Annotated in this window: 19 protein-coding genes; 7 read left to right on the top strand and 12 right to left on the bottom strand. The window is 64.3% G+C overall.

Annotated features, from left to right (window positions below; genetic code table 11):
- Position 1: 1 nt before the first annotated feature.
- Together FZ938_RS25570 and FZ938_RS25565 are read right to left on the bottom strand one after the other, a co-directional pair.
- Positions 2 to 928 (bottom strand): TniB family NTP-binding protein, encoded by a 927-nt coding sequence (locus FZ938_RS25570; RefSeq protein ID WP_199231002.1) that lies wholly within the window; start codon positions 926 to 928, stop codon positions 2 to 4.
- A complete protein-coding gene (locus FZ938_RS25565) occupies positions 925 to 2,595 on the bottom strand; it encodes a Mu transposase C-terminal domain-containing protein (protein ID WP_109154152.1) in 1,671 nt (556 codons plus the stop codon). The genes FZ938_RS25570 and FZ938_RS25565 overlap by 4 nt, the downstream gene beginning before the upstream one ends.
- Positions 2,596 to 2,634: 39 nt before the next feature.
- Between FZ938_RS25565 and FZ938_RS25560 the strand changes: the two genes are divergently transcribed.
- Positions 2,635 to 2,922 (top strand): hypothetical protein, encoded by a 288-nt coding sequence (locus tag FZ938_RS25560; RefSeq protein ID WP_136706014.1) that lies wholly within the window; start codon positions 2,635 to 2,637, stop codon positions 2,920 to 2,922.
- 19 nt (positions 2,923 to 2,941) lie between these two features.
- A complete protein-coding gene (locus tag FZ938_RS25555; RefSeq protein ID WP_149201208.1) occupies positions 2,942 to 4,186 on the top strand; it encodes a tyrosine-type recombinase/integrase in 1,245 nt (414 codons plus the stop codon).
- A 112-nt stretch (positions 4,187 to 4,298) separates the two neighbouring features.
- On the opposite strand, the gene FZ938_RS25550 is transcribed toward FZ938_RS25555, so the two are convergent.
- Entirely contained in the window at positions 4,299 to 4,595 is a 297-nt protein-coding gene (locus tag FZ938_RS25550) for a hypothetical protein (protein ID WP_136706012.1), read from the bottom strand.
- 445 nt (positions 4,596 to 5,040) lie between these two features.
- Between FZ938_RS25550 and FZ938_RS25545 the strand changes: the two genes are divergently transcribed.
- The 3 genes from FZ938_RS25545 to FZ938_RS25535 are packed head-to-tail and all read left to right on the top strand — an operon-like array spanning position 5,041 to position 10,452.
- Positions 5,041 to 5,838, top strand: coding sequence for an ImuA family protein (locus FZ938_RS25545; protein ID WP_109154150.1), 798 nt, complete (start codon positions 5,041 to 5,043; stop codon positions 5,836 to 5,838).
- Positions 5,816 to 7,300 carry a Y-family DNA polymerase gene (locus FZ938_RS25540; RefSeq protein ID WP_343287127.1) on the top strand — a complete coding sequence of 495 codons (1,485 nt, stop codon included), beginning with the start codon at positions 5,816 to 5,818 and terminating at the stop codon, positions 7,298 to 7,300. Before FZ938_RS25545 ends, FZ938_RS25540 begins: the two co-directional genes overlap by 23 nt.
- On the top strand, positions 7,297 to 10,452 hold the full coding sequence (locus FZ938_RS25535; protein WP_109154148.1) for an error-prone DNA polymerase: 3,156 nt from the start codon (positions 7,297 to 7,299) through the stop codon (positions 10,450 to 10,452). The genes FZ938_RS25540 and FZ938_RS25535 overlap by 4 nt, the downstream gene beginning before the upstream one ends.
- A 332-nt stretch (positions 10,453 to 10,784) precedes the next feature.
- Here FZ938_RS25535 and FZ938_RS25530 read toward each other — a convergent pair whose 3' ends face one another.
- The 4 genes from FZ938_RS25530 to FZ938_RS25515 form a co-directional block, all read right to left on the bottom strand.
- Positions 10,785 to 11,366 (bottom strand): hypothetical protein, encoded by a 582-nt coding sequence (locus tag FZ938_RS25530; protein WP_136706011.1) that lies wholly within the window; start codon positions 11,364 to 11,366, stop codon positions 10,785 to 10,787.
- A gap of 111 nt (positions 11,367 to 11,477) precedes the next feature.
- Entirely contained in the window at positions 11,478 to 11,858 is a 381-nt protein-coding gene (locus FZ938_RS25525) for a hypothetical protein (protein ID WP_109154146.1), read from the bottom strand.
- Positions 11,859 to 11,960: 102 nt separating this feature from the next.
- A complete protein-coding gene (locus FZ938_RS25520; RefSeq protein WP_136706010.1) occupies positions 11,961 to 12,377 on the bottom strand; it encodes a hypothetical protein in 417 nt (138 codons plus the stop codon).
- Positions 12,378 to 12,394: 17 nt separating this feature from the next.
- On the bottom strand, positions 12,395 to 12,871 hold the full coding sequence (locus FZ938_RS25515; RefSeq protein ID WP_109154144.1) for a hypothetical protein: 477 nt from the start codon (positions 12,869 to 12,871) through the stop codon (positions 12,395 to 12,397).
- Positions 12,872 to 12,926: 55 nt separating this feature from the next.
- Between FZ938_RS25515 and FZ938_RS25510 the strand changes: the two genes are divergently transcribed.
- Positions 12,927 to 13,157: a hypothetical protein gene (locus tag FZ938_RS25510; RefSeq protein WP_109154143.1), complete on the top strand. Its 231-nt coding sequence runs from the start codon at positions 12,927 to 12,929 to the stop codon at positions 13,155 to 13,157.
- A gap of 444 nt (positions 13,158 to 13,601) precedes the next feature.
- Here FZ938_RS25510 and FZ938_RS25505 read toward each other — a convergent pair whose 3' ends face one another.
- A complete protein-coding gene (locus FZ938_RS25505; RefSeq protein ID WP_109154142.1) occupies positions 13,602 to 18,134 on the bottom strand; it encodes a strawberry notch-like NTP hydrolase domain-containing protein in 4,533 nt (1,510 codons plus the stop codon).
- 486 nt (positions 18,135 to 18,620) lie between these two features.
- Between FZ938_RS25505 and FZ938_RS25500 the strand changes: the two genes are divergently transcribed.
- The gene (locus tag FZ938_RS25500; RefSeq protein WP_109154141.1) at positions 18,621 to 19,157 is read left to right on the top strand and encodes a hypothetical protein; all 537 of its coding nucleotides are present in this window, start codon (positions 18,621 to 18,623) and stop codon (positions 19,155 to 19,157) included.
- Between the two features lie 100 nt (positions 19,158 to 19,257).
- Here the strand turns inward: FZ938_RS25500 and FZ938_RS25495 are convergent, their stop codons facing one another.
- The 4 genes from FZ938_RS25495 to FZ938_RS25480 all read right to left on the bottom strand — a co-directional run bounded on the left by FZ938_RS25495 (position 19,258) and on the right by FZ938_RS25480 (position 22,311).
- On the bottom strand, positions 19,258 to 20,040 hold the full coding sequence (locus FZ938_RS25495) for an XF1762 family protein (RefSeq protein WP_109154140.1): 783 nt from the start codon (positions 20,038 to 20,040) through the stop codon (positions 19,258 to 19,260).
- A gap of 246 nt (positions 20,041 to 20,286) precedes the next feature.
- Positions 20,287 to 20,970, bottom strand: a complete 684-nt coding sequence (locus FZ938_RS25490; RefSeq protein ID WP_109154139.1) for a hypothetical protein — start codon at positions 20,968 to 20,970, stop codon at positions 20,287 to 20,289.
- Positions 20,971 to 21,118: 148 nt separating this feature from the next.
- On the bottom strand, positions 21,119 to 21,349 hold the full coding sequence (locus FZ938_RS25485) for a DUF4314 domain-containing protein (RefSeq protein ID WP_158282479.1): 231 nt from the start codon (positions 21,347 to 21,349) through the stop codon (positions 21,119 to 21,121).
- On the bottom strand, positions 21,346 to 22,311 hold the full coding sequence (locus FZ938_RS25480; RefSeq protein WP_109154137.1) for a hypothetical protein: 966 nt from the start codon (positions 22,309 to 22,311) through the stop codon (positions 21,346 to 21,348). The genes FZ938_RS25485 and FZ938_RS25480 overlap by 4 nt, the downstream gene beginning before the upstream one ends.
- Positions 22,312 to 22,473 lie beyond the last annotated feature (162 nt).

The following is a 22,473-nucleotide window of genomic DNA, read 5'->3' as shown; positions in this document are numbered from 1 at the left end:
CCTACACCGCCACCGAAGACTTCCGTCCCATGCCGCGTTGCGCCTTGACGGTCATGGAAACCAGCGGAAGCACGAGATCCTCGGCGGTGAAACTCTCTTCATCAATCATCTCCCGGCCGCTCCGGATCGCAGCGATCGCCACGGTTTCGATCAGCCGGAAGACACGCACCGTGATGCCATCCGTCATCGACAGCACGCGCCGGCTGACGGAGGCGCTGCCAAGGGACGACCGTTGCCGCAACGGCAGAATTGCCGCGAGGCTGGCGAGCAGGTCGCGGAATGCCTGATCGTCTCGCCAATGCGCCAACTCAAGCGCGTCGAACCGGTCGGCAAGCTGCTGATCGGTCAGCAACGCCATCCGAGCCTCGTCGGTGCCGGCGCAGACCAAGGGGATGCGCAGATCATTGGTCAGGAATCGCAGCGTGTTCAGGAAAATCCGCTGTTGACGGTAGGTGCCGGCCAGCATGGCATGCACCTCGTCGATGACCAGCACCCGAGCGTTCATCTCGCCCAACAGACGCCGACACAGGTTGCGGGCGCCACGCACCGTTCCCGCTCGCCGTTGCGGCACGCCGAGAGCGGTCAGCAGTTCGTCGTAGAAATCCCCCTCGTCCGGCTGCGTCGGCATCTGGAATGCGACCACCGGCATCGTCGTCACCCCCGTTCCCTCGTTGAAGACCGCCGGATGGTCCCGCACGAACTTGCGGATGATCTTGGTCTTGCCCATGCCGACATCGCCGAACAGCAGCAGGCACGGCATGCGGTCCCGCTTCGGGTAGGTGAGCAGGTCTTCGAGCTTGCCGAGCGCCGCTTCTGCCCTCCGATGGTTGATCCAGCGGTCGGCCCGGATCCATTCGATGCGTTCATGGTCGGCCAAGCACGCGTATTCGCGATAGGCCGGATGGAGGTGCTCGAAGACCTCGCTCATGACCATTCCTCCACATCGTAGGGCATCAGGGGCTGATCGGTCGGCGGGCCGTCGTCAATGGGCGAGGGTGGTGAAGGCTCCCTCCGCTCTGGGGTTGCGCTCGCCGCCTCAGACCCGGCAAGTGCATAGGCGGTACGCTGCACCGTTTGTCGGGCGGCTTTGGTTCGTGCCGCAGCCTCGGCGACCAGCATGCGTTGGGCCTCGATCGCATCGAAGATCATGGCCTCGTCGACCGACCGGCGTCCCCGTTCCCGCAGCACCCGCATCGCCTCCAGGTGCTCCCAGCGTGTAATGCGCGGCCGGCGCAGATCGCGGTAGCGGATCGGCCAGTGCTTTCCATCGGGAGCTTGGAGAAACACCCGCGACAAGTCGCGTGGGTCATATTTGACCGGCATCCGGGAGTCCGATTGTCCGGCCCATACGCTCAGAATGCTGTCCCAGTAGTGGATGTTGAAGATCCGGATGCCCTCCCGCGTCACCTTCCGCTTCTCGAACGGCAGGAAATCGAACAGGAACCGCTCCGGGTCGGCCGGATGACGCACCGGGGTGGGCCGCTGGGCAACGGCGTCCTCCCACGCCGTCATCGGCGGAAGCTGAAGAGCGCTGTGAATGCTGGCGTGGTAGACGCCCACGATTTGAATGGCGAGCCACGCCTCCAACTCCGGCAGCGTCATAACCGCCGTCTTCTCCGGGTCGTAGTCGCCCTTCTCGTCGATGTTCGAGAAGGTGGTTCCCGGCAGCAGATGGACGGCGCCCATCATTGTCCCGATCAACCGCTCGATGTGGCCCCCGAAATGCGGGGTCGCCGGAGGCCGATACTGTTGCTCGATGCCGTACTCCCGACAGCCGCGCTCCAGAGCCTTCGAATGGAAGTCCTTACCGTTGTCCATGTGCACGGTTTCCGGAAGCCCTGCGACCGGCCAAGGAGCCGCCACCCCGCGTTCCGCCAGCCAATCCGCCTTCGGTAGCACGGCGTGCCGCATGGCCATGGCGACGGAGGTCGCCGATGGAGCCTCCAGAGTCAGATAGAATCCCACGACCATCCGGCTTGCGACGTCGATCATCAACGTCAGCCAAGGGCGTCCAAGGGGCAGTCGGTACATCTCGTCGACGACCATGACATCGACGCGAGTATGGTCGATCTGGACGACCTGGAGAGCGTGACCCGATACATACTCCCCGAAGACGGGACGGAACTGGTCACGGGCTGCTTTCGGTCCCTCCCGCGCCTTCACCAGAGCTTTCCGGCCCTGCCAATCAATGCGGACACGCAAAGCCTTCACCGATGGCGTCGAAAGGCCCCGCGCCTTGCATTCGTGCTCGATGTGCCGCCGCAACCCGGCCACCGTGGGATGCTGGCGTGTCATGTAATAATCGCGGATTGCCGCTTCGATGACGCTCTCGATCTCCGGCTCCAGGCAACGGAACCCTCGGGCTGGACCCGGCTTCGGTGGAATCAGGGTACTTGTCACCGGCTTCTCGCGATAGAGCGCCACGAGCGCATAGATGCGGCTCCGCTTAAGCCCCAATATGGCAGCGGCATCGGCGACCTCCGCCCGCGTCAAACGCTCGCGCTCTGCCAGCGGCCGGACGACGCGCTCTCGGCGCTCCGCCTCGTGCCACTCTTCGTCAGTGGCCGATTGATGATCGGGTTTGCTCTGCGGCATAACCGCCACCGTGACGACGTTCTGTATCGAGATTGTCCGGTGATCCTGGACATCAATCCGGTGATCCTGGTTTATTTTCCACCGATCCTGGGAAACGCGGGCGATTTGAAACTGCTTGAATCTGAGTCCAGCGATCCCGGAAAATCGACAAGGCAGTTGGTGCGAAAAGCCGGTGCCGGCCAGCGAAATAACCTTTACTGGATGAGGACCAACGGAAATCCAGATCGCATCTCAACAGCCTCCCCCGTCCACCGTTCCGTAAGCCGGTTCATGCAAAATGCTGCCAGTTCATGCGAAAAGTCCGGAGCTGTCGGCAACCGTCCCTAAACCTCTGACCGCCTGATCCATGACCTCCCAGCCGCTCCTTCCCGTCGTAACCGGGTCCAGAGACGACAATCCTCTTGATCGCGCTCTCGCCCTCGACGGCGTGATCCTGCCGCACGCGCCGATCGCTCTCGCAATCGCACGACGCTTGGTGCCCTGGTGGCGGGCGCTTCAGCGCAACGCGCCCGCCAACACCGTTCGCGCCCTGTGGGCTGATGCCCGCCATTACATCCGCTGGTGCGGACTCAACGGCCGCGTTGCGGTTCCTGCGGGGCCGGAGACGGTGATCGCCTACCTGACGGCACTCTCCAAGAACGGCGGCCGCGACGGGCAGCCGGCCGCCTACGGAACGGTGGCAAGGCGGAAGTCCACCATCGCAACTCTTCATGAGGCTGCCGGCCTGCCGGACCCTTGCAAGGACCGGCTGGTGCGGCTGGAGATGAAAGGGTTCGCTGGCCGCCTCGGGCGGCGCCCTGCCCAGGCGGTCGGGCTGCGCCGCGAGGACGTGCAGGAGATTCTCGGGGCGCTCAATCGTGAAGAGGGGCCACAGGCGGTGCGTGATGCGGCGCTGATCGCCGTCGGCTACGACACGTTGCGCCGCCGGGCCGAGCTGGTGCGGCTGACGGTCGCCGATGTCCAGGCTGAACGCGACGGCAGCGGCCGGCTGTTCGTGTCCCGGTCGAAGACTGACCAAGGCGGGCAGGGCCGCTGGTGCTGGTTGGGCCCCGACACTATGACCCTGCTGCAGCGGTGGCTGCGTCTGCGCACCAGTTTGCTCGACGAGGCCCTGGCAGAGGGAGAGCAACTGGTGCGCCGCTGCAGCCGCGGGGACACCGCCCGGCGTGAGAAGCTGGAGCGCAGGCAGTCCCGTTTGGAATGTTGTCGCGCTGTCCTGTGGCTGCAGATCGGCACCGACCGGCTAACCCGCGGGACGGACGTTGTGCTGGGACCCTTGGCGGTGTCGGGGCCGGACCCTGGCAAGCGGGTCGGCGAGATCTTCAAAGCGCGAGCCAAGGCTGTGGGGCTGGAGGGCACCGGCGTGCCGGGGGAGGGGGCGGTGTCAGGCCACAGCCTGCGGGTTGGCGCTGCCCAGGACCTGGTGGCCGCCGGGTTCGGCCTGCCCGCTATCCAACAGGCCGGCGACTGGACCTCCCCCACCATGCCCGCCCGTTACGGTGAGCGCATCGCCGCCGGCGCCGGCGCGATGGCGCAGCTGGCGGAGAAGCAGGGGCGTGGAAATTCCGAAACCTCCGACGATGAGGCTTAAAGTGGTTAAGGGAATCAGGTACGCTTAGTGTCTGCTAAGGCGAACCTGATCCCAACGCGTGGGCTAATCGAAGGGCCCTTGATACAATCGAGAAGTGGGGTAAACAGCGCCGTTAGACGTTGAAGATCTTAGCAATGCCCAGGATGATCGAAAGCGCAACAGCGCCAGCGGCGATGGTAAATACGTTCCCAAGCCAGTTCAGGACAAGGCCACCCGCGACATTGTCTGCCTTGGTGTTGCCCAGCAGGCGGCGCGTCCATGATCCTATCCGGGGCAGAGATACCGATACCACCAGGAACAGCGGGTTTACGACGATCGTGGCGACGAACAGGTTTATCCACTGCTCGCCGCCCATGCCGATTTCCGGCAGCCCTACCATGAGAATGGCCAGCCCGAACACATAGAGCATGAACGAGCCCAAAAGAGGCCACGTCACGGCTGGAGTCGGAGCCGGAACCGTGGGCGAAGTGGTATTCGAAGTGCTTCCGCTGCGGCCCCTCCACCAAGCCAGCAGCATGCCTAACAGGGGGACTGACAGGGCACTGAGCAGATAAGTCAGCAAGTTCGCGAGGATGCCGCTCCCGACACTGTTGCCGCAGACCGACGCTAGAAAGTTCATTTGCTATCTCGTCTTATCATTTTGCCAAATTGGGGCCGACACATCGTGCACGCCGCAAACCCCATCACATACTTCCTCGACAAGGACATATGCTGTGCGACATAGCGCCGCGCTTTAGCGTGATGGGTAGCGTCTGGCAACCTGAAGCCGAAGGCCAAAAACCAAAGCTTGACAGTGCTCCTGTTTTTGGAGAACAAAAAGGGAACATAATCCTTCTCTCTCTGTCTCAAGAGACATGCATCCTGAGCCGCGCCCAAGCATCGCCCTACAAGACCTGCGCAACCGCATCCATCAGCTGGAGATTGGCGGACGGCGCACGGTGCGCGTGCTGCCCTTCGGCATCAGCGAGGTCGACGGTCGGCTGCCAGGTGGCGGGCTGGCGTTGGGGGCCGTCCACGAGGTGGCCGAGGGAGGTGACCTGGGCGTGATCCACGCCGCGGCGGCCACCCTGTTCGCCGCGGGCATCCTGGCCAGAATGACCGGGCCGGTGCTCTGGTGCCTGCGGGCGTCGGACCTGTACGCCCCGGCGCTCTGCCAAGTCGGGCTGGATCCAAACCGGGTCATTTATGCCGAGGCGCCGGATGAAAAGACGCTGCCTCTGCTGGTGGAGGAAGGGCTGCGCCACCGCGGGCTCACGGCCGTGGTCGGTGAACTGGCCAAGCTCCCCATGGTGGCGTCCAGGCGCATGCAAATCGCCGCCGAGCACTCCGGCGTCACAGCCATCATCCTGCGCCGATGGCGCAGCCCGGCCGCCGCTTCCGCCGAGATCGGCCAGCCGACGGCTGCCGTCACCCGTTGGCGGGTCTCAGCCCTGCCGTCCAGCCCACTGCCAGCGCCAGGGATAGGCCGCAGGCGATGGCGGGTGGAACTGGTGCGGTGCCGTGGGGGCGTGGCAGGTGAGTGGGACATTGAGGGCTGCGATGAAGAGGGTCGTCTCGGTCTACCTGCCCACTTGGCCGACGGATCGGCTTCGCGTCAGGGCACGCTCATCGAAGGGACAGCGCGAGCGGTTGGGCTCCGGTTCGGCACTTGAGGCCGACGAGCCGGCCGACAAGCCCTTCGTCGTCGCTTCGACCGGCGCGCAGCGCGTCATCACCGCGGTGGACGTCGCCGCGCATCGGCTCGGCCTACGCCGGGGCATTCCACTCGCGCACGCGCGGGCGATGGTGCCCGACCTGACGGTTGCCGACGCCGATCCTGACTCCGATGCCGAGGGCTTGCACAGGCTGGCCTTGTGGGCGCTGCGCTACAGCCCAATGGTGGCCGTGGACCCGCCAGATGGCCTGTGGATCGACATCACCGGTGCCAGCCACCTGCTGGGTGGCGAGCGCCCGTTGCTCGACGATCTGATCCGCCGCCTTGCCGCGATGGGCGTCACCGCGCGAGCTGCAATCGCCGGCACGCCCGGCGCCGCCAATGCGCTCGCTCGCTTCGGCCATCGGCCAGTGTCTGTGATCGACGATGGGCTGGAGGTGGTGTCCGCGTTGCCGGTGGCCGCCCTCCGGCTGGGGTCTGAGATGACCGTCGAACTCCGACGCCTGGGCTTCGAGACCATCGGCGATCTGGAGGCAACGCCGCGTGCGCCTCTGGCCCATCGTTTCGGCACATTGCCCGGCCGGCGGCTGGATCAGGTCTTCGGCCGCGTTGCCGAACCGATCATGCCTGTCGTACCGGTCGAGACTGTCCAGGCACGACGCAGCCTGGTCGAACCTATCAGCACGGCTGAGGCACTCCAGGCCGTCATCGCGGCGCTGGTGCAGGACCTCTGTGGGCAGTTGGAACAGCATGGGCTGGGCGCCAGGACGCTGGACCTGCTCTGGCACCGCGTGGACGGCACAATGCAGGCTATCCGCGTCGGCACGGCGAAGCCGGTGCGCGCAGCTCCACACCTCACCCGCCTGCTTGTTGAGCGCATCGACAGCGTCGATCCGGGCTTCGGCATCGAGATCGCCATTCTGACCGCGACGCTTGCGGAGCCATTGTCGGCTGAGGAGGTCGGCCGGCTGGTGGCCGGGGAGACCGATCCCGGGACGTTCGACGAGGTGGCCACCATTGCAGGGCTGGTTGATGTGTTGGGCAACCGGATCGGCCACGACCGGGTTTTCCGGTGCGCACCGGTGGAGAGCGACGTACCGGAGCGGTCGGTCACGCGCATCCCCGCCCTGGCGCCGCCGGTACCAGCCGGTTGGCCCTCCAAGTGGCCGCGGCCGGGACGCCTGCTGACGCCACCGGAGCCGATCGAGACGATGGCCCTGATGCCTGATCACCCGCCGATGGCTTTCACCTGGCGCGGCGTGCGCCGGCTCATCAAGCGAGCGGATGGGCCTGAGCGAATCCATGGCGAATGGTGGCGGCGTGACCGCGAGATGGCGGCCGCGCGCGACTACTATGCCGTCGAGGACCATACGGGCGAGCGCTTCTGGCTCTACCGATCCTGGGAAGGCTCCCCGGACACCGGGCCGATGCGATGGTTCATCCACGGGCTGTTCGGATGAGCGCGGCCGAACAGGCGCGGGATCCCGGTGGCTCGACATACGCCGAGCTCCAGGTGACAACCCACTTCAGCTTTCTTCGCGGGGCCAGCAGCTGCGAGGAGTTGTTCTCGCGGGCGGCGGCGCTGGGAATCCCCGCGCTGGGCATCGTCGATCGGCATTCGCTGGCGGGCATCGTCCGCGCCCACGAGGCGGCGCGGCAGACTGGCGTCCGGTTGGTCATCGGAAGCCGGCTTGACCTAACTGACGGTACGGCCCTGCTGCTGTATCCCATGGACCGGGCGGGCTACGGTCGGCTCTGCCGTCTGCTGACGCTCGGCAAAAGCAGGGCAGGGAAGGGGGCCTGCGATCTGTCCTGGGAGGACGTCGCCGATTGGGCCGAGGGCTTGCTGGCCATCCTGGTGCCGGATGAACCGGACGACCGCTGCGCCCGGCAACTGGCGCGGCTGCGCCATACCTTTCCCGGCCGGTGCTACGTGGCCCTGACGCTCCGCCGGCGACCGGGCGATGTCCTGCGGCTGCACCTGCTGTCAGAACTGGCCGCGGCCCACCGTGTGCCGACCGTGATGACCAACGACGTCCTCTATCACGCGCCGGAACGGCGCATCATGCAGGACATCGTCACCTGCATCCGCAAGGGCTGCACCATCGACAGCGCTGGGTTCCGGCGGGAGCGGTACGCCGACCGCTTCTTGCAGCCTCCGTCAGAAATCGCCCGCCTCTTTGCCCGGCACCCAGAAGCGGTGGCGCGGACGCTGGAGGTCGTGGAGCGATGCCGGTTCGGGCTGGACGAGTTGCAGTACCAATACCCGGAGGAGGTCGTGATTCCGGGGCTGACGGCGCAGCAGTCGCTGGAGCGGCTGACCTGGGAGGCGGCGGCACAGCGCTACCCAAATGGTGCCCCTGAGAAGGTGCAGGCGGTGCTCAGGCATGAACTGCGGCTGATCGACCAGCTTGGTTACGCACCCTATTTCCTGACCGTTCACAGCATCGTTCGCTTTGCCCGTTCCCGCGGCATCCTGTGCCAGGGCCGGGGGTCAGCCGCCAACTCAGCTGTCTGCTACGTGCTCGGCATCACCAGCATCGACCCAGAAAAGCACAACCTGCTCTTCGAGCGCTTCGTATCGGCAGAGCGCCGTGAACCGCCGGACATTGATGTCGATTTCGAGCACGACCGCCGTGAGATCGTCATCCAGTGGATCTACGAGACTTACGGCCGCCACCGTGCAGCTCTGACGGCGGTGGTCACCCGGTACAGGGCGCGTGGTGCCGTCCGCGACGTCGGCAAGGTGCTCGGGCTCACCGAAGACGTCACAGCGGCACTGGCAGGGCAGATTTGGGCTTGGTCGGATGAGGGTGTCGAGGAGCAGCACGCGAAGGAGCTGAACCTGAACCTCAAAGACCGGCGTCTGCGTCTGACGCTGGAGCTTGCCCAGCAACTGATGGGCACGCCCAGGCACCTGTCGCAGCACCCGGGCGGTTTCGTTCTCACGCAGGATCGGCTGGACGAACTCGTCCCCATTGAACCCGCGGCGATGGAGGACCGGCAGGTCATCGAATGGGACAAGGACGACATCGACGCGCTGAGGATCATGAAAGTCGACATCCTGGCGCTGGGGATGCTCGGCTGCATGCGCCGGGCCTTCGAGCTGCTGGAGGAGCACAAGGGCATCCGCATGGACTTGGCCGGCATCCCTGCCGAGGACCCGGCGACCTACGCGATGATCCGGCGGGCCGACACACTGGGCGTCTTCCAGATCGAAAGCCGGGCCCAGATGGCCATGCTCCCCCGCATCAAGCCGCGGACCTTCTACGATCTCGTCATCCAGGTGGCGATCGTCCGGCCCGGTCCGATCCAGGGCGACATGGTGCACCCCTACCTGCGCCGCCGTGAGGGGCTGGAGCCGGTGGACTATCCCACGCCGGAACTCAGGGCGGTCCTGGGATCGACGCTTGGCGTTCCGCTCTTCCAGGAGCAGGCGATGCGGGTGGCTATCGAGTGCGCCGGCTTCACCCCCGGCGAGGCCGACCAGCTGCGGCGGGCTATGGCCACCTTCAAGCTCACAGGTGGTGTCAGCAAATTTTCGAGTAAGCTGGTCGACGGCATGGTGGCGCGCGGCTACAGCCGGGAGTTCGCCGAGGGTACCTTCAAGCAGTTGGAGGGGTTCGGGTCATACGGTTTCCCGGAAAGCCACGCAGCGAGCTTTGCGCTGATCGCCTACGCCTCCTCCTGGATGAAGTGCCATCACCCTGAGGTCTTCACCTGCGCTCTCCTGAACGCTCAGCCCATGGGCTTCTATGCGCCGGCCCAAATTGTTCGGGATGCGCGCGACCACGGTGTCGAGGTCCGGCCGGTCGACGTCAACGCTTCACGTTGGGACTGCACGCTGGAGCCGGTGGGGCAGGGCAGGTTGGCCGTCCGCCTCGGACTCCGGCTGGTGAGAGGGTTGGCCAACGCCGCCGGCGCCGGGATCGTCGCCGCCCGCGAGGATCGTCCCTATGGCGACGTTGAGGACCTGTGGCGCCGGGCGGGTGTGCCGGTCGCGGCACTACGCCAGCTGGCGGCCGCCGATGGCTTCGCCGGTATGGGGCTTACGCGTCGAGAGGCTGCTTGGGCCATCCGGGCGCTCCGGGATGAGGCCCTGCCGCTCTTCGCGGCCGCCGGGGCTGCGCAAGAGGCGGTGGAGCCGGAGGTCACCCTCAGGCCCATGAGCGAGGGCAGGGAGGTGGTGGAGGATTACACGATGACGGGCTTGAGCCTGCGCAGTCATCCTGTTGCTCTCCTCCGCCAGGACCTGCGAGGGCAGGGCAGCATCACCTGCGCCGATCTCCCTCGCGCGCGGGACGGACGCAGGGTGACGGTGTCTGGCCTGGTGCTGGTCAGGCAGCGGCCGGGATCGGCCAACGGGGTGCTATTCCTGACGATTGAGGATGAAACCGGCATCGCCAACATCATCGTTTGGAAGAAGCTCTTCGAGCAGCAGCGCCGCATTATCCTGGGAGCCAGCATGCTGGCGGTGAAGGGCCGCGTGCAGATCGAGGGCGAGGTCATCCACCTGATCGCGGAGCAACTGGTCGATCAAACGGACCTACTGCGGTCGGTTGGAAGTAAGGAGATGCCGACGCAGCCTGCCGGCAGGCCTGCACGGGTGTAGCGTCACCAAGGTTCAGGCTGCTTTGTTGGGCCAGGGCCATGGCATGGTTTGGCTAACGCTTTCGACCGGCAGGCCACAGCCGGTGTCGACAGCCACGAGGCGCAAGCCAGCAGCGTCTGGCAGCCCCTCCACCAGTTGGATTGCGCGCTCGGCCGACATGGCCCGAACGTGCCAGACCACGGTGGGGATCTCTGAACTTTCTGGAAACCCCTTAACCCCAAACAGGCGCATCAAGTGCTCCATCATAGGTTGGTTACTGATGCGACTGTACTGTAGCTAGGTCTGTCGATCGATGCACACAAAGTTCTCGTTCTTGATCATGCTTCGCCGGTCTAGCGCTTTGCTATGTAACCCAGGTGCCATACCCGATACCCTTCATCTTCGCTATCATGACACAGAGGCGCTCTGACGGCTTTATTCTCGAAGAACCAGCACGGGTATGTTTTTCCTAACGTATGTTGCCATTCTTTTTTTGCCATCGGTAGCCCAATGGTCTCTGCGACTTCTGCGGCAATCATATCTTCGTCTCTAACATCTATCCAAATATACCTGATCGACTGAGCCTTCCGCCCCTTTGACAACGGGGAGAAATCGACGCTGTAAGGGGAATAAAGGTTACGCGCGACACATTCTAAATTTAGGCGGTCTTGTGTCTTGCCATTCACACGGTCTTGATGCAGTCGCTCTCTAACTTCATCACACCGTACTTCGGAAAATACTCTGCGAACGCTCTCCTCAGACATTCCTGGGCGCACACGCTGCAAATATTCCTTTGCGTATCCGTCGGCCAGCGCGTGAGGAATATTCAATGCGATCAGCAGAGCCGGTAACACAAAGAGCCGCAATGCCACCATCACCTCCAACGTGGAAATAAAACACACATAAGAACTATTATGGAAATAGTCGCTAATCATGCGACATCGCATATTGGGCCGACACTATTCCAGATGTAGCTTCGCCACGCGATAAAAAACGGGCCGCTGCATGGATTCAGCGGCCCAAGTCTAGCGAGGATGGGGTGGGTTCTATACAGCAGGCTGGGATAACGCCGGCTGAACGAGCGCTGCAGGCGGGATTGCCCAAGGCCCGGAAGCGAGATCCTCTTCCCACCGTTCCCATTTGCCAAGTGCCTGGGACACCCGCTCTGCGGTCAGGTAGTACGTGTGCCGGTCCTCAATGCTCAGCTCTGCCGTCCCATCGCGCAGAAACCAGCGCAGATGCTTCGCCTGCCACTGAAAGGGGCCGATCTCGTACTGGCGCCAGATTGACCCAGCGATCTCGGCCGACAGGTACTGGACCAACTCGGCATCAGCGGGGCGCTCCCGGTGAAAGGTGCCCTTGAGGAGTGCTGTGACTTGGCCCCGGGCGTGGGCTTCGCTGATTGGGTTGGCGAGGGATTTCCTCATCGGCGCGCTCCCGAGTGTCGAGCCACGACGATACGGCAGAAGGCTGCGCCTGCGCGCCGGAGAAAGGCAGCGAAAATCATCGCCTTTCCGATCCGTCATCGTTCAGGAGGTTTTGGCGTCCGGCGGCGCGATCAGCTCATCGGCAAGATCGAGGACGTCATCCCACTGCGGCCTCGTCGATTTGCTCAGGCGATGCCGGACGGCCAACTGGTCAAGCGTAACCTCCTCGTCCTCGTATTGGATCGGCACGTTTGCGGAACGCACCAGGGCGCCGGTGATGCCGCCGTCGGCGCGATCCTTCCAGACGAGCAGGGCAAGCCAGCGGTCGCCCGCCGCGTTTTGAACCTCGAAGGCGAACAGCTTCTCGGGGCCAGGGCGCTCGGAGTTGGCCCACAGCCCCTCCCCTGCATCCCCGATCATCTCGTGCACGAAGCTGCCGTATCCGGACAGTGCGGCCAGCAGGGCGGCCAGATCGTCTTCGAACGGACGCATAGCGTTCTCGGTGTTTAAGCTGGACAACGACAGGTCTCCTTTGCTCACGCGCCACGGCGGGGGCGCGGGTGGATGAAGGGTTGGGCGACCGCGTGAGGAACGAACACCATCGCTATGTCCCTCTTGCCGTCGCGGTGCCGGCGGTGAATGCGATGCAGACCGTCGATGACCTGCGTGGTGCCGCCTGCCATACCAACGGTGAGGATCGGCACCTCAGCTTCGGCGGGTGTCATGGTGGCGATCCGGCGTTCATCGCGCTCGAAGAGGGCGACATGGGTCAGCAGCGCCTGATCCAATGGAACCAACTCAGGGGGGAACTTGGATGGTGCGGAGCTCACCAGCGCCAGCAAGCCCTCAACATCGTAGATCTGATCCTCGAAGATGAAGCTGCGGCCGGTGATCTCGGGGATGTCCTCGTCCAGCACCAGAGCCCGGTGCCGCTCCTCCAGGTGCCGGCGCAATCCGTCCTCCGTCTTGTACGGACGCCGGCACTGAGGACAGATCAAGTTGCTCGTGAGCATGGTTGAACCTCGGGTGTGATGACGGTTCCGGCCCGTACCCCAGCCGGAGAAGGTGTTGTGCCGCGACGCCGGGCGCGGCCTGGATGAGCCGCACGATGAACTCGTGGTCTTCCTGCCCATCCAGCAACTCCACCTGCAGAGCCCGTCCCAAGCGCAGATGCGACAGCAGGAGTTCGCGCCAGTCCGCTGCGGCCTGTTCGATGGTTCCGGCGTCGGTGTCCGACCGGGAGGCCCCCAGCCGGCATTCGAGGAAGCCGTCGAGAGTTGGAAGCGGCGGCTCGGTTGACCTCACCCCCTCTGCCGGAGGCTTGGGCCTGACCAGGGCGAGGAAGCGTAGGAACGCGACCAGCTCTGTCGATGACGCGGCAGCAAGCCTCTCCTGACGGCTGATCGTGGACCGCGCTACCGGTGTGCCGCCCAGAAAGTGCAACAGCGCCGCCATGCCAAGCTGGGATTCAATCCCAAGTGCCTTGCGCAGGGCTCGTAGCTCAGGCCCGCTGGCCTGCCCCAGGCCGTAGTTCGTCGCCATGTTTCGTATCCATTCCTATCCAGGGTCGGGGTCCGATCCTGGCCGGCTCCCCTGCCCGCCTCGCCTTCCCGCCGCACTGGCGTTCGACCGCGACATTCGAGGGACGGGGGTGGCGGAGAGGGGGCGAGTTGATTCCCTCCCCTGCTCCTTCGGGGAGCCGGCGGAACCTGCCCGAAGTGCCGGACAGGTTCCTTTCCCGACTTAGGCCGCTTCCGCTGCGTCGGCGTCGTCCTCAGCCACCGGCGCTACGCGGAGAAGCGCGGTCATCACCGACGCATCGGCGGTCGGGACGAAAAAGCGCGTCGCGTACTGGACAATTTCGCGCCGGCAGCCAAGGTCGGCCAGACGCTTGATATCCGACGGCTGGAACCCGACGACCTCGATCCGATACTCGCCGTTGACGCGGGCGCGCTTGAGCTTCCACCCGTTCACCAGATCCAGCCGCACATCGGTAAGAACCGCGTCAATGGCCTCTTCCGGGGTCCAGGCCGTATTCAGATCGGCGCCCAGCTTCGCCAGGGTGGAACGCACGCGTCCGGGATGGATCAGGCGACCAAGGTACTGAGCGCCCGTTTCATCGATCACGCGGAAGACCCGGCCCCCGGCATCCAGGCGGTCCCAGACAGGGAGCAGAACGCCGCAAATGAGGTTCAGATCGTAGCCTTGCAGTTCCTTCGTCGCCCTCGCCTGTTCAAGCCACAGGGTTTCGGCCTCGCTGCTGGACAGGATGGCGAAGGCCTTAGCGGATGACAGATTACGGGCTTCCTCGAAGCGTTCCGAGTAGGGGCCGATAAGCCGGACTTGTGCGATCACGCTCCCTGCGTCGTCCGTCCGGGCGCGGGCCGTGGCGACCGCGAACACCGCCCCCGTGGCGATCTCGCGGACAAAGCCGGTAACCTCCCGCTTCTTGCCACCCATCCGTCCGTCGGCAACGGCATGGAAGGAACGGGGCGTGCGGCGGTGCCATGCCCGGAGGTGAACGTAGTAGGTTTCCGCCTTGGACGACGGCTCGACGTACACGGTCCGCGGCGGGCTCACCACTTCGATGCGATCTGCCCGGTATTCCTCGACGCCCTGGTTATAGACCCCGGCATCAATCGCGGCCTGAACTTGCTCATCAAGGCGATCTTGGAACTCATCAAAGAGCGCGTTCTGGTCGGCCACCTTCAACGCCAACAGGCGGTTGAGGAATTGACGCACCGGAGGGAAGCTGTTGCGAGTGAGGTTCCCTTCCTTATCGGTCAGGCGGAGCCCCAGCTTGCGCTCAAACTCAGCCATGGTGAGCCCGGCAACCGAGCTTCCAATGTGCAGTTCGAGGATGATCTGATTGATTGCCGCCGTGCCGTACTCGCCTTCCAGATTGTCCCGCTCCGACATCAGCCCTTGGCTGCCGGTGTCGCGCTGCCCCTTCGTGAGAGCGCCAAGCGCCCCCAGCCGGCGGGCGATGGACGTAATAAACCGCAGTTGGCCGCGAAGATTGGTCGTGACCAAGATGTATTCCGGGGCCTGCGCTTGATCGGAGCGGTGGGTGCGCCCCAGGGCCTGGGTGCATTCTTTCGCATTCCACCCCGCCTGCAGCACGTAATGACGGCGCAGGCGACGATTGGGGATCTGATTGGACGCGTGAAAATCCACGCCCGTGTTGGCGGCATTGCTGAAAATCAGAATGCGCTTATTGTCGTTGGCGAACGCTTCCATGTCGGCGAGGCGGGCGCCCTCGCTCCGGGCTTGGATCTGGCGCGTCGGCAGACCGGTTTCCGGATCGGCCAGGGTGACGACCCGGCGGGAGCGGCCCGTAATCTCGGCCACGGTTTCCACGCCGAAATGGTCGATGATGGCTTCCAGCGGCCCGTGCGGCACCTTGAGGGAGCCGACGCGGGCCAGCATATCGTCACGCATCATGACCGCTTCTGCGCACACGACGCGGTTCCCCGCTTCGTCGATTACGGGGCGGGTCCGCGTGTTGCCCTCTTCGTCGGTGTATTCCTCGTAGGCGTGAATGGGGAACGACGCCTCCAAATACTGCATCAGAATGTCACGAGGCGTCAGGTCCAGATCGTCGAGAGCTTCCATGGCGCCCTCCTTGGACAGGGCGCGTTCCTGCTGGGCTTCCAGGGTATTCACGAGTTGGACGACCACGGCATGACCGGCGGCTATGTCGCGCTCCATTTCACGGACCGCTGTCGGCAGCTGCATGGACGTGAGAACCTGATTCCAGAAGCGCTGGTTGGCCCCCCAGAATGCCGACAGGGCGGCGCTGCGGGCGCCGGCGTCAGACTTAGAACCCGCTGAGTCCATGGCGGCATCGAGGTTGGAAAGCACGATTTGCCAGGCATCAGCCAAGGTATCGTAGGTTTCCAATTGAGCCGGGGCCAACTCGTGAACCAGCCGCTCAAACTTCACGTCGGCGTACGACAGCGAGCGGGCCGAGAACAAGCCCATGGCCTTCAAATCACGGGCGACGATCTCCATTGAGGCTACGCCGCCGGCCTCGATGCGGTACACGAAAGCCTCTTTGGTGGGAAACGGCGTGCCCGGTCCATAAATGCCGAGGCGATCAGCGAAGCAGAAATTGCGCACTTCGGATGCAGCCGTGGCCGAGATATAGACGACACGCGCCTTTGGTAGCAGACGCTGAATATCGATTCCTGCCAAAGCCGTTTGAGACGCTTTCGTGCGGCCCCTCTCCCCCTTTTCATCCATGGCGTTGCCCATTTTGTGGGACTCGTCCATGGCAAGAACGCCCTCAAAATCTGAGCCCAGCCAGTCGACAATCTGCTGGACCCGCGATTTACCGGGGCGGTTCGACCGCAGTTCTCCGAACGAAACGAGCATCACGCCATGCGCGGCCTTCACCGCCTCGCCCGCCGGGGTGGCGCGCAATGGGAACACCAGGGCCGGATCGCCACCCAAGGCCTTGAAGTCGCGCTTTGCGGCCTTCAAGAGTTTGGTGCTGTCCTTCGTCAGCCAAACATGGCGTTGAACGCCCTTGTGCCAGTTGTCCAAGATAATCGCGGCGATCTCGCGCCCTTTGCCCACCCCTGTTCCATCGCCGATGTAGTAAGCACGGCGCCACGGAACACCATCGGTATGTGCTTCCAGCCATTGAGCGTGCGCTTGACCTGCGTAGCAGACGACTTCCAACTGCGCAGCCGAGATTTTTCCTTCCGCGATCACGTCTTCCGGGAAGCTGGGCACATACCAGATTTCCGGCGGCGTGACCGCCGACATGGCCCAGCTTTCCACGAGCTTTCCCGGATGCGGGGCCGGCGTGGGCAGGCCCAGCTTGGCAGTGTCCAGGCGGGCCGGACGGTAAGCGGCAAAGCGGCTGTCCGCGCCGTCACCGTCGTCGTCCACCTTGGACGTACGGCGCACCGGGGCCAGGAGGCGGATAAGCTGTTCCAGGGTGTCCGCCTGCCCAATGACCGGCGTGGTGTTGTTCGCCGGAACCTTGTCGATCACCACGACGCGGGTTTCGATGCTGGTTCCATGAGCCTTGTAGAGCGCACCACCCACAAGCAGGTTGGCCCGCACGGCGTATTTGGAGCGGATACGCGTGATCCACGAGCCCCGATTGCCGATGGCCCCGGTGTTTTTGCCGGTGATGCAGACGAGACGGCCACCGTTCGGCAGCAGCTTTAGCGCGGCCTCGACGTGTTCGCCGGCCACCGACAGGTCCTTTTTGTCGCCCGTGCGGATCGACCGGCTAAAGGGCGGGTTCATCAGAACCACGGTAGGCGTCAGCTTGCCCGCGAAGATGTTGTGGACCTGTTCGGCATTCTCGCCGGTGGGCTCGTAGCCGAGCGCCCGCAGAACCAGCTTGCGACGGTTGGCGATTTCGTTGACGTGGACCTTAGCTCCGGCGTTGGAGGCATGCACCGCAAGCCCCCCATTCCCGGCGCTGGGCTCAAACACAACGTCGCCTGCAGTCACGCCCGCGGCCCAAGCCAGCGCGTAGGCGTAGGCGGGAGGCGTCGAGAACTGTTGCAGCGCCAGCATTTCCCCATCGCGGCGGGTCTGAGTGGGGAACAGAGCCGCCGCCGCCTCGATTTCTGACGCGATCCGAACGGCGCTGTCCGCATCAACGTCCAGCTTCCAGACGGCAGAGTTGGCGCGAATATGGCGGTTCATCGCCAGTTCCGACGCCTCATAGGCGTCCTTGGCAACGTAAGCGCCCGCGCCCATGGTTCCGCCGAACGCTTCGTCCGCCAGTTTGAAAAGCTCCGCCGACGACATGGCCGCCCCGGCGTTGATCCGTTCCAAGAGGCGATCGGCGAGCAGAGCGTAGCCGCTCACCATCGTTTCATCGCAAGCAGCCGACGCGGGCGGCGGGGGCTCTTCCGGAGCGCAGTCGTTGGCCGGGGGAGCCCACGCCATTGCGGCCAGCGCCGAGGCGTCCAGCGTGCGCACCGTGGACGCCTGTTGCGCCAAGAGATCGCGGCGGTACTTCACCACGCCCACGATGCCGGCGTTCTCATTTGCGAGCTTGAGCAGCACCTTACGCAGGTATTCGCCGGCGGTGTTCAGAACAGGCATTGGCGATGCGGCATGGGCGGGGTCCACAACAAGAACCTCACACCGAATGACCTCGACGTTGAGAGCCGTGAACATGCCGGCGGGCGTGCAGCGAACCTCAATGCCGAAGCCGCGAGGCAGCGTGCCGGCCTGGACGGCGGCACCGACGCTGGAACGGTAGCGGTTCATGACAAGCGAAAAGTCGGGAGCGGATTGCATGCGGGAGCCTCTGCGGGCGGAGTGTGGGGAACACAGCGCCGTTATATCGTACAGAGCGCAGCCATGCAACGATAAATGAAGCGTAACGCTACACTTTAAGCTCCGCCATCTACAAGCGTGAGGTATCTTCAATGTATCGGTCGGACGCGGAGCAATAGTAATGCGTTTTAGGTGGGGTGGTGGCAAGGCGCGCTTCTAATGCAATACTTGATGTCCGAGTCAGACGCTGGCTTGCCCAGTCATCCCTGGTTAGGGCGCCGCCGGCAGCGCCAAGGCGCAAGCTGCGTCGGATCTGGCGCAGGTCACGCATGGGCGAAGGCGGCAGAGCATCACCTAGCGGCAGCTAGTCGTCTGCAGCCCAGAGACCCGCTGCGGCGACTGCGGCAATCTCCGCAACTCTCCATCGCCCGTTCTGGAAGTCCCTCCTAACGGAACCGCTTATCTGAGGCTCCGTTCAGATGAGGGCGTTAACACAAGGATCGAACTATGTCGCCATCGCATCGCAAGATCATGATCAACAGGGCACCGGTGTTGACGCTGTGGGCTGCAGTGGTCGCGGAACGGCTAGGTCTGGACCGTGATGAGGCCCTCACTATGGGAAAGGCTCTATCGGGCCTCACAGCGCATGCCAAAGGTGTCCGGCTGGGAATTTTCGAGCCGACCCCAGAGACGGTGAGCGATCAGCGCAAGGCGCTCCAAGATGGCGAAGAGATCCACCTTCACCTCATGGGACGGTCGGTCCCCGCCGTGCACACCAAGGGCGGCTTGCGTGCGGTCCGTCAAGGCAAGCCGATCACGCCGGCGAGCGTGAACCGGTACTTGGCCGGGAAGTTTGGGGACGACCTGGAGGATGTGCGTCAGGCCATGACGGTGCTGGCCCACTCATTGCCACCGGCGGACCTCGCACGGCAGGCGTTCCGGATGTATGAGGCGTTCCGGCCCGAGGTGAAGGCCGGCACCGCCGGGTGGGGCGCCGAGGGCGAGTTGGACTTGGCGAAGCTCGCCCCGGCTGCCCGTTCGTGACGGACGATATGCTCTGTGTATGGCCGGTCTCCCGACGTCGTGCTTCGACGCCGAGAAGCCGCGGCGAGCCAGACCCGCGGAGTATGCATGCGCTGCTCCCTCAGTCTTGGAGTGCCGGACGTGCCGCCTTGAGGTCGCGTGCCCAGCGGACCTTCGGTACCAGGGGCGTTTTGTCGACCCTCTGGCGGCTCCGGCTGTTCCAACTCTTCGGTCGGGTTACGTGCTCGGGTTTCCAGCGGGCGTAGCGGAGGCTCATGCCGGATTCCGTCGAGAGCGTGTATGTGATTATGCGGTCGAACCCCCTCCGGGCAGCCTCAGAGGCCGCCCAGGCATAGAGGGTCGAGCAGGCCTTGTACCGAAGCGTGTCCGGGAGGCTCCGATCAACGCACAGCCGGTTAACCTCCACCCAGGCCGTCTGCGGCAGCATCCGGGCCACTGGCCGTCCAACTGAAACGACGCCTACCAGCGTGTGACCGTTCCAGATGCCAGCGCCATACCGCCAACAGACGGGAGGCGGGCAGTGATCGTGGTGGCGCTGGACGAAGGCTTTCATCCTGGAAAAGGCGATGGGCGCGACTTCCAACTCGCAATCCAAGAGTAGCTGCCCGTCTTGATCGGCCACCCGACGCAGCCGCTCAGCGCCCAGGTGCTCCGCCGCTTGCAGGTTCTGCAGCAGGGACGTGCGGAAGTCCGGATCGGCCATCTCATAAACCAGTTCCTCATAAAGCAGATGGCAGCAGGTGGAGATCATGAAGGAGTGATCCGACCAGATTTCGGCCAGTTCCACGACCTGCGGCTCGCCGCAATGGATGCATGTCGGGATGGTGTAGTCGCGGTCGAAGTCGATGGCGAGCTGGCGATCAGCCTTGGAAAGCATGTTCATTGGCAGAGTCCGGGTGTAGCGGCGGCTGTGTGGCGGCGCTCTGGTGTCGGGGGCGGACGAAGACGGCTAGGGCGGCGCGATTGCGCGGAGGCCCGTGAACCAACAGGTGGTCGCGGCCCTGATCGGCTTGAGGTCACGGAGACGGGTGACGGACAGGGCGCGAAACAGGGGCGAGCGAAAGGGCCTGCACTCCGGCCGACGGGCCGGCCGTTTAGGTGGCGAGATTGCTGCGATAGATGCCGGCCGTCACGGCAACAGCTCCACCTTGTCGAGCCGGGTCACGCAAGTGTTCCAGTACGACTTCCACACCCCGTCCGGAATGAACCAGGAGTAGGGGCTGTTCGGATAGCTGCAGCTCTTGCACTCGCCAGCGAACGGTGGGGTCGACAGAGTTCCGGTCATCCCCTCCGTGCTGGACAGCGAGAAGCCAGGCTCCCGATGGACCACGCGTATCCGGGTGCCCGGCGTCTTTGGGGGAAGCCGGAGCAGCACGAACCAGTCGCTGGTTCCCGGCCCGTCATGGCCGGAAAACACATGGGTCCAGCCAGGGGTGAGCGGCACCTCGCCCTTGACCGGAATGGCGTAGGGATGCCGGTCGAGAATGAGGTGCCAGGGTTGAACGGGCGCACCTTCCATGGCGGCATATCCGCTCCCCTGTCGGACGGCGGCGACGCACTCAATCGGAGGCACATCCGCGATCAGTCCCGCGCGGCGGAGGACCGCCAAGCCGCGCGCCGACACCGGCCAGGGCTTGCCGTCGCGCTCGTAGTAGGCGGGTTTCACCAAGACGCCCGTGCCGTGGAGGTCCAGCAGACGGTCTGGCGGTACCGTGCCTGTGCCGATGATGGAGCAGGCGGGATCAGCATGGATCCCCGCGAGCGTGTCCAACTCGGCAGCGCACAGGATCGGGAGAGGGGATAAGACGACCATGGAGTGCTCCGGTGTCGCGGTCGGATTCCCGGTGCGGGAATGGCAGCAAGCGGGGGGGACGCAGGTGCCGCTGGTGGGCTCAGGCGCTGGCTTCAAGCGTCAAGGAGCCAAGGACGGGGGCGCGCTCCAGGGAACGCGCCCGCAGCGGTTAGGCGATGATCTCGAACTCGTCTTCCGGCAGGGCGAGCATCAAGGACCTGCCATTGTCCCAGTCGACACGGATTTGCCCATGCCCCGGTGGTCCGAACTTGAACATGTTCACGGCTTTGACCGTGCCGGTGGCCCCCGGCTCAATTGGACAGGGATCGGGTCCCATCTTCAGCAGGCGGATGCGGTCTTCGGCGTTGGGCAGAACACCTTGAGTGACGGAGACGCTCATACCGGGCCTGCCGCACCAAGCTCGGCGTGGAGAGCTTCGTCGGACTTGTCGGCGCAGGATGGGCATTCGCCATCGAAGGCATCATCGCCGGTCGCGCCGGGGCCGTGGCAGGTGCGGCAGACGTCTTCATCGTCATTGTTGGTGCTGGCATCCTTGTCGCCGCTCACCACCGCAAGGAGTTTCGTGATGTCTCGCTCCAGCCCGATGAAATCGTCGACCTGGGGGGTTGGCGTCTTGTAACCAGCCATGGCGGCGATGGTCGGCAGCGCGTCATTGAGCAGAGCCAGCATATCCGGCAGGTGAACCAGCAGAGCGCGGCCGGCGGCGCTGTCGAACACGGCGCGCTCGGCCGCGGTGAGGTAGCGCATGCCATTGTCCTGCAGCGAGAAGCCATCGGGGTCGATGTCCCGTTCATCGGCGTCGGACATGGACACGACGCGATAACCATCGGCGCTGCTGGCGTCCACCTTCCAGCTGTCGATCAGCTTGCCGTTCTTGAAGGCCTCCGCAGCAGCCTTGCGCGCCAGCGCAACCAGATCTTCATCGGCAGTGTCCGCCGGCACGACGAGCGGCATGGCCGTACGGCCATAGGCCTGCATGGTCATGCCGTACTCCACCGAGATCGTGACGGTGCGGAGGGGCTTCGCTCCGGCAACGTGTTCGTCGGTCAGATCGTCGATGTCGGCGACACCAAAAAAGGCGCACAGGTCACCCGCGTCCACATCGACCTCATAAGGGCCACCGTGGGCGTCCAGTTCGGCGGTGCCTTCGGCCAGGAAGTCGTTATCCGGGCTGTCGGGCAGAGCCCGAATTTCATCGGCGTTCAGTTCCAGCACCTTGTCGGTCACGTCGATCAGGGTCGCGCCGTCGATGTCCACGGCTTGATCATTGACCCAGGCCTGCGGTCGGAACGTCGCGAACAGGCGCTTGTCGATGGAGGTGGCCGCAATTGGAGCGGTCATGGCGGGTGCCAAAGTTTCGGGTGCAGGCATAGCTGCGGTCGCCTTGCATGTTGGGGAACGAGGCAAATGTATCGTACACAGCGCATAAGGCAATCAAAAAATGCGGCGCGCTCCGGTTTTATTTGCCGCTATTCTGCACCTCTACGAAGTCTGGCTCTTACG

Origin of the sequence: Azospirillum oryzae (assembly GCF_008364795.1) — a bacterium.
In the GTDB taxonomy this organism is placed as follows: domain Bacteria; phylum Pseudomonadota; class Alphaproteobacteria; order Azospirillales; family Azospirillaceae; genus Azospirillum; species Azospirillum oryzae.
This window is presented reverse-complemented; position numbering and strand designations above follow the sequence as displayed.